Annotated in this window: 11 protein-coding genes; 4 read left to right on the forward strand and 7 right to left on the reverse strand. The window is 59.9% G+C overall.

Annotation, left to right across the window (positions count from 1 at the left end; translation table 11 throughout):
* The first annotated feature begins 111 nt into the window (after positions 1-111).
* Positions 112-402: a PAAR domain-containing protein gene (locus M0D68_RS09835; RefSeq protein ID WP_093646182.1), complete on the forward strand. Its 291-nt coding sequence runs from the start codon at positions 112-114 to the stop codon at positions 400-402.
* Between the two features lie 326 nt (positions 403-728).
* A complete protein-coding gene (locus tag M0D68_RS09840; protein ID WP_200619139.1) occupies positions 729-1,133 on the forward strand; it encodes a hypothetical protein in 405 nt (134 codons plus the stop codon).
* Between the two features lie 305 nt (positions 1,134-1,438).
* On the opposite strand, the gene M0D68_RS09845 is transcribed toward M0D68_RS09840, so the two are convergent.
* Positions 1,439-3,118, reverse strand: a complete 1,680-nt coding sequence (locus tag M0D68_RS09845; RefSeq protein WP_200619140.1) for an ABC-F family ATP-binding cassette domain-containing protein — start codon at positions 3,116-3,118, stop codon at positions 1,439-1,441.
* Positions 3,119-3,441: 323 nt separating this feature from the next.
* Positions 3,442-4,326 carry a LysR family transcriptional regulator gene (locus tag M0D68_RS09850; RefSeq protein ID WP_200619141.1) on the reverse strand — a complete coding sequence of 295 codons (885 nt, stop codon included), beginning with the start codon at positions 4,324-4,326 and terminating at the stop codon, positions 3,442-3,444.
* Between the two features lie 128 nt (positions 4,327-4,454).
* Between M0D68_RS09850 and argC the strand changes: the two genes are divergently transcribed.
* Positions 4,455-5,384 (forward strand): N-acetyl-gamma-glutamyl-phosphate reductase, encoded by a 930-nt coding sequence (gene argC / locus M0D68_RS09855; RefSeq protein WP_200619189.1) that lies wholly within the window; start codon positions 4,455-4,457, stop codon positions 5,382-5,384.
* 118 nt (positions 5,385-5,502) lie between these two features.
* Here argC and M0D68_RS09860 read toward each other — a convergent pair whose 3' ends face one another.
* The gene (locus tag M0D68_RS09860) at positions 5,503-6,225 is read right to left on the reverse strand and encodes a hypothetical protein (RefSeq protein WP_234486650.1); all 723 of its coding nucleotides are present in this window, start codon (positions 6,223-6,225) and stop codon (positions 5,503-5,505) included.
* Positions 6,226-6,230: 5 nt separating this feature from the next.
* Entirely contained in the window at positions 6,231-8,060 is a 1,830-nt protein-coding gene (gene glmS, locus M0D68_RS09865; RefSeq protein WP_200619142.1) for a glutamine--fructose-6-phosphate transaminase (isomerizing), read from the reverse strand.
* Positions 8,061-8,217: 157 nt separating this feature from the next.
* Here glmS and M0D68_RS09870 point away from each other — a divergent pair, with 157 nt between their 5' ends.
* Positions 8,218-8,709 carry an Lrp/AsnC family transcriptional regulator gene (locus M0D68_RS09870; RefSeq protein WP_200619143.1) on the forward strand — a complete coding sequence of 164 codons (492 nt, stop codon included), beginning with the start codon at positions 8,218-8,220 and terminating at the stop codon, positions 8,707-8,709.
* A gap of 81 nt (positions 8,710-8,790) precedes the next feature.
* Here the strand turns inward: M0D68_RS09870 and M0D68_RS09875 are convergent, their stop codons facing one another.
* The 3 genes from M0D68_RS09875 to M0D68_RS09885 form a co-directional block, all read right to left on the reverse strand.
* Complete coding sequence (locus M0D68_RS09875; protein ID WP_093646159.1) at positions 8,791-9,249, reverse strand: hypothetical protein; 459 nt, start codon at positions 9,247-9,249, stop codon at positions 8,791-8,793.
* Positions 9,250-9,445: 196 nt separating this feature from the next.
* The gene (locus tag M0D68_RS09880; RefSeq protein ID WP_200619144.1) at positions 9,446-11,053 is read right to left on the reverse strand and encodes a tetratricopeptide repeat protein; all 1,608 of its coding nucleotides are present in this window, start codon (positions 11,051-11,053) and stop codon (positions 9,446-9,448) included.
* Positions 11,054-11,438: 385 nt separating this feature from the next.
* Positions 11,439-12,695 (reverse strand): MFS transporter, encoded by a 1,257-nt coding sequence (locus tag M0D68_RS09885; protein ID WP_200619145.1) that lies wholly within the window; start codon positions 12,693-12,695, stop codon positions 11,439-11,441.
* Between the last annotated feature and the right edge of the window lie 79 nt (positions 12,696-12,774).

Genomic DNA, 12,774 nt, shown 5'->3' on the forward strand with positions numbered 1-12,774 from the left:
CAATCCTGAGTTTGAGCAGTGGCATTTCGTCCCCTTCACAGACACACCTTAGCGGTGGCCTCTTAGAGATTTACTCAACGCATCACAGTCTTTCCAAGGAACCTATCATCAGTGAATCAACGTTTTGATATCTGCGATGGCGACACAACCACGGCGGGCGGCCGAGTCTTCGCCGGTTCTCGCGCGGATCTCCTCAACGGTCGCGCGGTCGCATATGAAGGCGATCAGGTTTCATGTCCCAAATGCGACTCGATGGGCTGGATTCTATGCGTCGGCGAGCGTCTTCCGAACAGGGGGGCCAATGGCCGCGAGCAGGCGTTGAGCTATGACTGGTGCGTGTGCAAGTGCGATCCGAAACCGTTATTGATTCCCTCGCAGAACCGGTCTGGGATGCGAGCATGACGGCGGTATGCATGGAAGGAAAACAACGACGGCTGAAAAGTGGATCGATTCAGATCAGTCAGTTAGCCAGGAACGAGTTACAAGCAGGAAAGTGGACTGGCAGCAGCAAAAAGCGTCGAGCACGTCGTCATTGACACGGTGTAGTTGTCCGAAGCGCGCGCCAGGCAACGGATTGTCGTCAATTTTGACAAGACCGTCGAGTGTCGCTTATTTGTCGACCGCCGCCCGACACGGTCGGCACAGCTTGACCCCAGCCGGCCATTGGCGCATCCAAGAGCATCGAACAATCGCGCTACGGCAAAGCGCCGACCGGCTTGCTGAACAGCATGAACGGCAAGACGGCCAAGATCCGGATCATCATTGCCGGAGGGTATCCGGGATGGCTGGGCAAGCCGTCTTCGGCCTCCGCTTCCGAGCGTTTGAATCGGGTGCAGATCCGCATTTCCACCGGCGGCGCATCCGCTCCGAAAGGGGAGCGGAACGCTGACACCCAGGGCCGCTTGTCGTCAAAAGCCATGTACATCGGTGTTGCGCAGCAACTCGCGATCATCCGTCTGGTCTTCGAGGGGGCGGTCAGCCTCATCGCCTGGAGTCGGTTTGCGCCCCGCGTGCAGGCAATGCGATCGCGGCGGAACACCATGAACTCCGTGGCGCCGTCGACGCTGGACGCTCGCCCTGAATTGGCGGGTGCGGCGAGACGTTGGGCTGCGGTCTGGCAGTCGTCGCAGTAGCACGCATTGACCATAATGGGCTGACCCCAGGCGCTGATCTCGACCGCGCCACATTGGCAGTGCGCCACGTGTGCTGGATTTTTTGTGGCCATAGGCTCTACTCAGTGAGGTTTGACTATCTCACGCGACAGTTTAAAAGCAATGCAGTTGGCAAGAGAGGCCAAAGCCGCAAGTTAGATGGCGGCGAACGAGCGAAACTGGCCGCAATGAGGCCAACGATGAACGGCTCAGGGCAACCCTGAGCGGCCCTTCGACTCGATGCGAGCGCTATGGCAGCTTCCAAACTGGAACTGCCAGGAGGTAGTTCAGGCGACGACCTTCTGCTCCCCGGCAGCCTGCTCGCGCATGCGACGGGCTTCGTCGCGCAGGAACTGCTGGTAATCGTCGAGATCACCGTCGAAGGGCTCGACGCCACCTTTGGTAACGAGCCAGAACTCGTCACAGACCGCGCGCAGCAGGGACCGGTCGTGACTGACCAGCAACACTGTGCCTTCGAATTCGTTGAGTGCCATGCCTAGCGCTTCGCGCGTGGCCAGGTCGAGGTGGTTGGTCGGCTCGTCGAGCAGCAGCAGGTTGGGACGTTGCCACACGATCATGCACAACACGAGCCGCGCCTTTTCGCCGCCGCTCATCGTGCCGACCGCCTGATGGACCATGTCACCACTGAAGTTGAAGGTGCCGAGGAAGGTGCGAAGCGATTGTTCGGTGCCGCTCTGGCCGGGGGCACGCAGGTGCGCCGGCGTGTCCTTCGCAAGGCGGATCATGTGTTCCAGCGGCGTGTCGAGGGGACGCAGCACGTCGAGTTCCTGCTGGGCGAAGTAGCCGATGTTCAGGCCTTTGCCTTCGCTGATTTCGCCGGCAATCGGCGCCAGCTCGTGCGCCACCGTCTTCACCAGCGTCGACTTGCCCTGACCGTTGGCACCGAGAATGCCGATGCGCTGCCCGGCCAGCACGGAGCGGTTGATGCCCCGCACGATGACCGTCGGCGGCGTGTCCGGCGCTGCGTCGGCCGGCGCGGGATAGCCGAAGCTCGCGTCCAGCATCGACAATAGCGGGTTCGGGACGTTGAGCGGCTCCTTGAACTCGAAGGTGAACTCCGCGTCGGCAAGCACCGGTGCGATCTTCTCCATGCGTTCGAGCGCCTTGACCCGGCTCTGCGCCTGCTTCGCCTTCGAGGCCTTGGCCTTGAAACGGTCGATGAATTTCTGCAGGTGGGCGATCTTGTCCGCCTGCCTCGCCATCGCGGCCTGCTGCAACAGCAGTTGCTCGGCGCGCATCTCTTCGAACTTGCTGTAGTTGCCGCCATAACGCACCAGCTTGGCGTTGTCGACGTGCACGGTCACCTGCGTCACCGCGTCGAGGAATTCGCGGTCGTGGCTGATCACAACCATGGTTCCCTCGTAGCGCTTGAGCCACGCTTCCAGCCAGACCAGCGCGTCGAGGTCGAGGTGATTGGTCGGTTCGTCGAGCAGCAGCAAGTCGGACGGACACATGAGCGCGCGCGCCAGCTGCAGTCGCATGCGCCAGCCGCCAGAGAAGCTGTTGACCGGCTGGCCAAGCTGCGCAGCACTGAAGCCCAGGCCTTGGATCAGCGCTTGGGCGCGTGAGGGAGCATCGTGTGCACCGGCGTCGTGCAGGGCCATGTAGGCGTGCGCCATGCGCATGCCATCGTCGCTGGCCTCAGCGGCGGTTACTTCGGCCTGCGCTGCCAGCAGGATGGTGTCACCCTCGATGACGAAGTCGGTCGCACTCTGCTCGGTCTCTGGCATCTCCTGCGCGACCTGGCCCATCTTCCACGCAGCGGGAATCGAGAACTCGCCACCGTCTTCGTGCAGCGTGCCGTTGAGAAGGCCGAAGAAGGATGACTTGCCGGCGCCATTGCGGCCGACAAGGCCAATCTTTTCGCCGGGGGTGAAGGTGACGGACGCGCGGTCGAGTACGACATTGACGCCACGGCGCAGCGTGACATTACGGACGGAAATCATAAGGAGCTACTTCGGAGAGGATAGGCATGATAGCCCACCGGACGTACAGGGCCGTTTCTTTTCTGGCCGAACGAGTGAAGAACCGCTTGCGCTTTGCGGCGCCCACCGGCCGCAAAGCGAGGCGGGCACTGGCGCACCGGGCGATCCGGATGCGGGGCCAGACGGTGAGTGACGGCTCCTGGCCGAACTCAGCTGGACGACGAGCGGCTCAGATCGACACAGTCCGCTCAGTCAAATTTCTACAAACCGGCCATTCGCTCGTCGTGGCGTGCAATAAGGCTACTGTCCCAGCGAGAACGAACCGAAGCGGCAAATGGCAACACCTACGCCAATCGCAGGTCCCACAACACATCAAGTACGTGTTGCGTGGAACGCTCAACGTACCCCGCGCGATGTGCAATGCCGAGTCGACGCCACAACGCCGGGCGCAGCGGACGCATGACAATGCGCTTGTCGGGTAGGGGCGTGGTGGCCTCATGGGGCAACAGCGCTGCGCCGTAACCTGCCGCTACGAGACTCTTGATCGCGTCGTTGTAGTTGAGCTGAATGCGCGGCACAGGATGGTGCCCCCCGGCCGCGAACCACTCCGCGGTCAGACGCGAGAGACGTGTGGTCGCGTCATTGAGAATGAGAGGCTGGGCGGCGAGCCATTCAGGCGTGACGCGGGCCGGGCACCGCCAATGCGCCGGCACGAAGGCCATCACGGGGTCGCGGCGCCAAGGCTTTATCACGAGTCCAGCCACCGGTGGCTGAGGCAGTGCGACCAGCCCGACATCCAGCGTTCCATCCGCCAGTCGGGACAGCGTTTCGTGCGACGTGAGTACTGCGATCTGAATGTCGATAGCGGGATGGTGTTGGCGCAGCACCTCAAGCGCTTGCGGCAACAGGTGCGCGATCGCGCCAGTCGACGCACCGAGCCGCGCGCGCCCTTCGAGGCCCTGCACCTGGCGTTGAATGTCGTCTAGTGCCTGCTCCGCATCGGCCAGCAGTCGACGCGCGCGCTCCACCAGCACCTCTCCTATCGCCGACGGCCGGACATGTCCGCGCTTGCGTGACAGGAGGGGAGCCCCAATTCGTTCTTCGAGTTCAGCGATGTGGAGGCTGACCGTTGGCGGCGCCAGGTTCAATGCACGCGCCGCATCGGCAAATGAGCCACGGTCGGTAATGGCGACCAGAGTGCGCAAGCGGTCCAGGCTGATCTCTCTCATGTCGGCGTCCAGATTCAGAAAAACTGAATATTCACGCTATGAAATTCAACTTTCTCTATTCTAGCCGTCCATGGAACATAAGGGCTCGTCTACTTGTTACAGCCCACAGTCAGCGGAGTATTCCATCTATGAGCTCTCCCGTTGTTTTCATCGACGGCGACCAAGGCACCACCGGGTTGCAAATTCACGAACGGCTGCGCGACCGGACCGATCTGAAACTGGTCACGCTTCCCGCGGCAGAACGCAAAGATCCGCGGCGTCGCGCAGAGGCCATCAACGCCTGCGACATCGCCATCCTCTGTCTGCCCGACGCTGCTGCGCGCGAGGCAGTGGACGCCATTGTTAATCCTGCCGTCCGAGTAATCGACGCAAGTTCCGCTCATCGCACGCAACCGGACTGGACATACGGCTTTCCGGAAATGACGCAGGGACAGGCTGAGCGCATTGTGAGCGCACGTCGGGTCACCAATCCCGGTTGCTATCCGACCGGTGCCATTGGCTTGCTGCGTCCGCTGTTGCAGGCTGGGCTCATACCAGGCAACTACCCTGTCAGCATTCATGCTGTGTCCGGCTACTCCGGACGGGGGCGTGCCGGCGTGGAGGAGCATGAGGGGCAGGGTGCTGCCAACGCGCCTTCATACCAGGTATATGGTCTAGAACTCGCGCACAAGCACACCCCGGAGATCCAGCAGCACGCCGGGCTCGCGCAGCGCCCCATCTTCGTCCCTGCGTATGGCGCATTCCGCCAGGGCATCGTACTGACGGTGCCCTTGGAGTTGCGGCTGCTGGCACCCGATGTGGATGGCGCCACGCTACACGCATGCCTCGCACGCCACTATGCCGAGGCGGCCCACGTACGTGTCTTGCCGCTGCACGAATCGTCCGTCTTGAAGCACCTGGATCCGCAAGTGCTGAACGGTACGAATGACATGCGCTTAAGCGTATTTCCTAACGTGGAACATGGGCACGTCCTGCTGTCCGCGGTTTTCGATAATCTTGGCAAGGGCGCATCCGGCGCTGCGGTTCAGAACTTGAACCTGATGCTTACGCGGCATTAGTGGTCGATGGCTTGAGCTAACGTTCGGCCGTAGCCATTTGCCAACGATTGTTGTCAGGCTGGTCGTGGCCCGTGGGCATTTGAGAGGCTTGCCCCTGGCCGACTTACTGCCTGCACCGTCATTTCGTTGGTAGCCCCAACTCGCGCAGAATTTGCCTGTTGTATGTCGGCCAGTCTCTTCCCGAATTTTCAATGGCGAGCTTGGTTAGCGGCAGTTCGCTAAATAAATCGTCGGTGAGCTGACGGTATTCCCGATAGAGGGAGATCAGCCCATCTAGTCCGGCGAACCCTTTGCGCACGCAGTAGGGAGCTGCGAGTTTCCAGTTGACCTGATAGTCGATCCATTCGGGGCCACGTTCTGCGCAGACCATTCTGACTGCTTCTTCGACATCTTCCTGCCAAAGGTAAAGGATGAGCGGATTGAGCGGCGCAATGATTTTTGCCAGATTCTGTATGTAGTCAAAAATGAGCGCGCGGTCGGCTTCCATCAGCAGTAGGTGAGTCAGGTCTCCGTGAAAAAGCTGACCGTCCAATACGGGAATCGAGATGTCTGTCCGCGTGTCGTCGACGAAAGCGCTCCATCTGGCCAATGCGCGGTCTGCGAGATTCTGTGGTGCTGCGTCTCGCCAAGGCTCAAACCAGTGTTCGAGTTCATCGGTCGCCCGCACGGGGTGTGGGTCGGTCCGTTCGTGGATAGGTAGCGCCGCGCGCCCCGCATCTTGTAGGCGTTTCGCAATGAAACGCATGGTCGTTGACTTGCCCGATCCCATGATGCCCTCAACAACCACCAGCCGATGGGGATTGCAAGATTCTCCCGCTAAGAGTCCGGTTTGACTTGGCATGTCAGTCACTCAACAGTCACGGACTTCGCAAGATTCCTCGGCTTGTCGATATCCGTGCCGCGCGCGAGCGCCGTGTGAAAAGCGAGCAGTTGCATTGGGATCGTGTGCAGGATAGGTGAGAGCAAGCCGTAGTATTCGGTAAGCCGGATCACCTCGATATCGGGACTCGGCGAAAGCCCGCAATCGATATCGGCGAAAACGAAAAGCTTGCCGTTACGCGCATTCACTTCATGCATATTTGATTTCAGCTTTTCGAGCAGGCGATCGTTCGGCGCGACGGCGACCACAGGCATCTGGTCGCTGATCAGTGCCAGCGGCCCATGCTTCAATTCGCCCGCCGCGTATCCTTCAGCGTGAATGTATGAGATCTCTTTCATCTTCAACGCGCCTTCGAGTGCAACCGGATAGTGCATGCCGCGCCCGAGAAACAGAATGTTTTCCTTGCGAGTGAGAATCTCGGACCACGCCATGATGTGCGGCTCGAGCGCGAGCACTTTGCCCATCGCATCAGGCAGATGACGCAGCGCACGCAGATGGGTTCTTTCGTCGTCCTCGGACAGACGGCCGCGCACTTGCGCCAACGTCAGCGCCAGCATGAAGAGCGCGACGAGTTGCGTCGTGAACGCCTTGGTCGACGCAACGCCAATCTCGATGCCGGCGCGCGTGATGAAATTCAATGCACATTCGCGGACCAGCGCACTGGTCGGCACATTGCAGATTGCGAGCGTCTTCAGCATGCCACGTTGTTTCGCGACTTGAATGGCGCCGAGTACATCCGCTGTTTCGCCGCTTTGCGATACCGCCACCACTAGCATGTTCGGATTGGCGACGCTTTCACGGTATCGGTACTCGCTTGCAATCTCGACATTGACGGGCAATTGCGCGAGGCTCTCGATCCAGTATTTGGCCGTTAGCGCTGCATGAAAACTGCCGCCGCACGCGAGCAGTACGACCGAGTCGACTGAATTCAGCACGCGCCAGGCGTTGTCGCCGAAGAGTTCCGGCATGATTGACGACACGTCCTGCAAGGTGTCCGCGACGGCGCGTGGCTGCTCGAAAATCTCCTTCTGCATGTAGTAGCGGTACAGGCCGAGGTCGGCCGCGCCGCTGTGCGCGGCAACTGTGTGAACGGGACGTTCGATGCGTCGCCCGGCAGCGTCCACGATCCAGTGGCGATGAAGCTGGACGTCCACGACGTCGCCGTTTTCGAGGTACGCGATCTTGTCCGTCACGCCCGACAGCGCAATCGCGTCAGACGCGAGGAAGTTCTCGCCTTCACCGATGCCGATCACAAGCGGCATGCCATCGCGCGCACCCACCAACCGATGCGGCTCGTCACGGCAAATCACCGCAATGGCGTAGCTGCCGCGCAGCCGTGCGACTGTTTCACGTACCGCGTCGAACAGATCGCCGTCGTACAGATAGTCGATCAGATGCGCGATGACTTCGCTATCGGTCTGGCTCGAAAATACATAACCGTGATCCCGAAGCGTCTCGCGCAATTCCTCATAGTTCTCGATGATTCCGTTGTGAGAGAGCGCGATTCGCGGTGATTCGGCATTGGGCGAGAAGTGCGGATGGGCGTTGGTCGTGACGGGCTTGCCATGCGTTGCCCACCGCGTGTGTGCAATGCCGGTATAGCCGGACAGGCCGCGATCGGATATCTCCTGTTGCAGGGTGGCGACGCGGTCTACGCTGCGTGCGCGCACGAGCTCCCGGTCCTGATAGAGCGCTACGCCACACGAGTCGTAGCCGCGATATTCGAGTCGCTTCAGGCCGTTGACGAGATCAGGCAGGATGTTTCGTTGGGCGACCGCACCGACAATTCCACACATCACTTTTCTCCGCAAAGGGTTCACAGGGAACCGATGCTGCGATAGTAAGGGTGGTCATATGAAAGTAAATTTCATAATTCATCAGAAAATAGAATTTTGAATCGGTGATGAAGTGTGGTGAAATTTAATTTCACTCTTTACTCGCTGCGAGGTCCGCGTGCCCGGCATCACACTTGACGAGCTTGACCTGCGCATTCTTGGCATTCTGCAAACCAATTGCTCGCTGTCGAATATCGAACTCGCGGAACGCGCGCATACGTCCCCGCCGACGTGTCTGCGTCGCGTGAACCGGCTTCGGGAGAGCGGCGTGATCAAGCGCGAGATTGCGATCCTCGATCACTCGAAGCTCGGCCCGACGCTGACCGCGATCATCGAGGTGAGTCTCGACCGGCAAACGGCGGAAGACCATCAGCGTTTCGAGTCGTATATCTGTGCGGAACCGGCCGTCACGCAGTGTTATCGCGTGTCGCCAGGGCCGGACTTCGTCGTGGTCGCAGATGTCATGGACATGGCTGCTTACGATGAGCTTGCTCGCCGTCTGTTCACGAGCTCATCGAACATTCGCAACGTCCGCACGTTTTTCTCGACGCATTGCGCCAAGTTCGAGGCGAACGCGCCCGTACGATCGCGCGGAGTCGGTTCAGACTGAAGTCAGTTAGACCCGACGCTCTCTGTCAACTATCTGAGAGCCGTGATTGAACGCCGGCTCCTGACCGGACAGTGCCCGGTCTCAGTGCACCGGTTCAATCTTGAAGTCGTCGACCGCTACACCAAGGTCCACGCCTTCACCGCTGCCGCTCAACGCCATCGACGTGGTTCCCTTGGTCAGCACCTGCGCAGTACCGCTCTTCCCCGCGCCGGCCGAAGCGCCGGCCTGCGCGTAACTGCCGAACACATCCTTGATGCTGTAGACATGGGTGATTTCGCCGCGGCCGCTGACGTGGAACTTGCCGGCGGTCAGGCCGCCGCCGTGCACGCTGATGGTGACAGCGGCCTTTTGTCCATTACTGCAGCTTACTTTGCCGCGTCCTTCGGCATGCTGATAAATCGCCGACCATCCGGACATGCTGTAGGTCAGATGGCATTTCACTGACGCGCTGCCTGCCTGAGCAGGGGTGGCGGTCAGACCCGTCAGGGCAACCGCGCACAGTAAGGTGGTGGTAATCGATACGAGGGCGTGCTTGCTCATAGAAGTCTCCTGGCACCTGAACATGGGTTATCGAGTGTAACCGTCATTTGCAGTGGGTCGGGTGACGGCCGCGAAAATGTCCATGAGACTGTGCGGGAGAATGCCGGTTCATGGCCAACCCGGTTCCGTGCCGGATTTCCGTGAACGACCCGCAACCGCCTGTCGAATCACCGTGACGAATGTCCGTAAGAGGGCTTCAAACTGGACACTCGATCGACGGCAAGTATTCTCCGTTGTCTGGACCCGGCAATGCGTCGATCTCCGCGCGAAGCGCAGCAACGACGCCAGTCCAATCGTCTCGCGTCGTTTGTCGAAACAAGCGCGCCTTTGCGTACCACGGACTATCGCTTCGGTCGAGTTGCCATCTCCAGTCCGGCATGAACGGCAAAGCAATCCATACCGGCTTCCCAAGCGCCCCAGCCAAATGCGCCACAGCTGTGTCGACGCTGATGACGAGGTCGAGGCGAGCGATCAGCGCAGCAGTCTCAGCGAATGTAGTGAGCCGCCCGGAAACATCACGCAGCACCCCGCGCTGCTCAAGTTGCGCGAGGCACGCGCGATCACTGTCGCGTACATCCGGTTGCAACGCGAAGAAATCCGCGTTTGCATCGAACACCGGCTTCAGTTGCTCAAGCGAAATGGACCGATTGTGATCGTTCAGATGCGTACGGCTTCCCGACCACACGATCCCAACGCTCGGCCGTCGAACGGAGCCTGTAAAAAGATCGTCCCATTGAGGGGCAAGCGCACCGTCTGCCTGCACATATGGACCGGATAGCGCGAGATCGGGTGCACGAACCTTGAGCGCAAACGGCAGACTCAGGGTTGGAATGTGATAGTCGAAATGTGGCACTTGCGCTGTCTCACCGATGACTTCGGCCGCACCCCGATAATTTTGGAGGAGCGGCAATAGGGCATCCTGAACACGCAACACGACGTGAGCGCCAGCTGCACTGAGCCGATCCACAAAGCGCACGAATTGCAGCGTGTCGCCGAACCCCTGCTCATGATGAACGAGCACTGTCTTGCCATCTATCGGTTGGTTGCCGGTCCATAGGGTGTTCTGCGGAAAACCGTGGCTGCAGGTGCCATCACGCCAACGCCATTCGTATTCGCGCCAGCCGTGTTCGAATTCGCCGAGCAGCAAATTCGTCTGAGCTCGATTGGTGCGTGCGCCGGCGTCGTTCGGATCGATCGAGAGCGCCTTCTTGAATTGAAGCAGTGCCTCATCAAAGCGCCCGAGATCTCGCAACGCGACTCCGAGATTAACGTATGCGCGTACGAACCGCGGCTTGAGCGTGATCGCCTGCCGGTAGGCATCCAGTTCGTCCTCATAGCGGGCCATCGTGCCGAGCAGCGTGCCACGGTTGTAATGCGCTTCGGCTGATTGTGGCTGGATCTTGCACAGATGCACCAACGCCTCGAGTGCCCGCTGCAATTCGCCAAGCTGTATCAGCGACATTGCGACACCATACAACGAGGCGGCATGGTGTGGAAACTGCGTCAGGCAGCGCTCGAACAGCGCTATCGCAGCATCGTGACGCTGCGCCAACTGACACACCTGTGCGGCGAAGTTCAGTTGATCCATAGACATTGACACGTGCGCTGATGCCTGCACCAGGTACTCCGCTGCGCGTGCATGATCGCCCTGGTTGGCGGCGATATAACCGAGACCTGAAAGGGCTTCGCCGTGGTCGGGGACGCTCGCCAGAATGCCGCGCAGCAGACCTGCGGCATCGTCGAGCCGACCGGCCTGGAGGTGCTCCTGCGCGGCTGCGAGAGCGTGTTCAATATCGTGATTCATGGCGCTGAAGGCTGGAGCAAAGTGCGATCTGTCGCGGGATTCGAAACGACTTATTGTACGGGATCGCGTATAGCGAGTCGCCAGAGCGAGCCGGCCAATTGCTGACGGCAATGGACGGGCGGTGAAGGAAGGGGAAAAGAGCTGAGCGTTGAGGTTTTCGCCGCGGCTGCGAACTTACGCTTCGTTACCTCGGTAAAAATGAAGTGTCCTGCGCTGTGTTTCGAGTATGTGAGGCCATGAAAGTCATGGAGCGTAAGGCGGCGAAACCGATGGAAACACCTATCCGGGGCTGTAATCGCTATGCTCTGAGTCATCTCCACCGGAAGACTCAAAGTGCATTCGATTCCCTTCTTTATCATTTTGGCAGTGTTGTGGTTTGTGCTCATCAAAGTCCCGCCGCACGACGAGTAACTCGGCTAGTGCGTGCCATCAATGCCAGCCCAATAACTGCTAAACCCGCGAAAAGCGCCGGCAGCAGGAAGACATTGGGAAGGCCGAGGAATGCCACTCCGAAACCGCCCGCGACGCCTCCTAACGCCGAGGCGAGAGCAGTCGAACTCATGAAGATTGCCGAGGCCGTCGCTACTGCATTGGGAAGCAGGCGTTGAGCGACGATGATGCCCAGAACCATAAATATGCCCCACACACCGCCCATGAGAATCTGTCCGGCGAACATGCCCGCTGCGGACGACCAGAGCGCAAAGCAAAGATTGGCACACACTCCCATGGCGGCCGCGATACACATCAACCACAGGTTGCCGAGCTTGCGGCCGAGGCCGATGCTGAAGGGCATGATGAGCAATTCGATGAACGGCTGTATTCCGATGACCGCTCCCCGTAGGGCCGGACTCAGCTTTAAGTGTTCTTCCATGTAGATCAGTAGGAATCCGTATTTCACTGGCTCCCCTGCGTAGACCAGAACGAAGAGTCCTGTGAACGTCAGCAGTGGAAGCATGGCACGTAGGCTGGAGTGATGCGCGTGCTCACTCGCCGACTCTGGCTTGATCCTGGCGGTCGGGTTCAGCGTTCCGAGGGGTACGATCTGTAAAAGCATGCAGATGGCGGTCATCCAAAGCATGGGGCGCAGGCCATAGGCAGCCGCCACCCACGCTCCCAGCACAGGCCCGATGATCCATCCGCCGGTCAGCGCCATACGGATGATGGCAACGACACTTTCATTTGCCTCGCCGGGCCTGTCGCTGAGTTCATCATGCACTGCCGCAAAAATTTGCGAGGCGGTCGCACCGGAAACGGCCAGCAAAGCGATGGCGATGACGAAGGGCATCCAGACCGAAGTAGAGAGGGCGAGCCCCGCCCAGCCCACAAAACCCGCCACAGCGCAAAGGCGAAAAAGACCGAGACGATTCCCTGTGCGATCGGAGTAGCGGCCGACGAAATACCCCGCGACTGGCGCGGCAAGGCTCGTCAAATAATAGAATCCCGCCAACGGCAGCGAGGCGCCGAGTTCTTTCGCGAGGAACAGAACAATCTGTGGCGCAGCCGCCGACGCGCCGAGACCCGACAGAAACATCGCAATCGTTGCGCCGAGAAAAAGTCTCGAAGCTGCAACTTGACGCAATGCAGATTGGCTACCGGTTGGGTCAGACATCGTGACAGTTTGACTACCGCGTTGGTCAGACATTGTGAAACGTCTCCCGGTTATGTTTCTGAACCTCTTTGGCAGCGACGGTCAGCGCGGCGCGCATGCTGGAGATTATCGC

Source organism: Paraburkholderia sp. SEWSISQ10-3 4 (assembly GCF_030464785.1).
Taxonomy (GTDB): Bacteria; Pseudomonadota; Gammaproteobacteria; order Burkholderiales; family Burkholderiaceae; genus Paraburkholderia; species Paraburkholderia aspalathi.

Excerpts from the sequence above, each read along its gene's own strand:
- M0D68_RS09840 (WP_200619139.1), top strand. The coding sequence starts at position 729 with ATGAACGGCAAGACGGCCAAGATCCGGATCATCATTGCCGGAGGGTAT.
- M0D68_RS09845 (WP_200619140.1), bottom strand. The coding sequence starts at position 3,118 with ATGATTTCCGTCCGTAATGTCACGCTGCGCCGTGGCGTCAATGTCGTA.
- M0D68_RS09850 (WP_200619141.1), bottom strand. The coding sequence starts at position 4,326 with ATGAGAGAGATCAGCCTGGACCGCTTGCGCACTCTGGTCGCCATTACC.
- argC (WP_200619189.1), top strand. The coding sequence starts at position 4,455 with ATGAGCTCTCCCGTTGTTTTCATCGACGGCGACCAAGGCACCACCGGG.
- M0D68_RS09860 (WP_234486650.1), bottom strand. The coding sequence starts at position 6,225 with ATGCCAAGTCAAACCGGACTCTTAGCGGGAGAATCTTGCAATCCCCAT.
- glmS (WP_200619142.1), bottom strand. The coding sequence starts at position 8,060 with ATGTGTGGAATTGTCGGTGCGGTCGCCCAACGAAACATCCTGCCTGAT.
- M0D68_RS09875 (WP_093646159.1), bottom strand. The coding sequence starts at position 9,249 with ATGAGCAAGCACGCCCTCGTATCGATTACCACCACCTTACTGTGCGCG.
- M0D68_RS09880 (WP_200619144.1), bottom strand. The coding sequence starts at position 11,053 with ATGAATCACGATATTGAACACGCTCTCGCAGCCGCGCAGGAGCACCTC.
- M0D68_RS09885 (WP_200619145.1), bottom strand. The coding sequence starts at position 12,695 with ATGTCTGACCAACGCGGTAGTCAAACTGTCACGATGTCTGACCCAACC.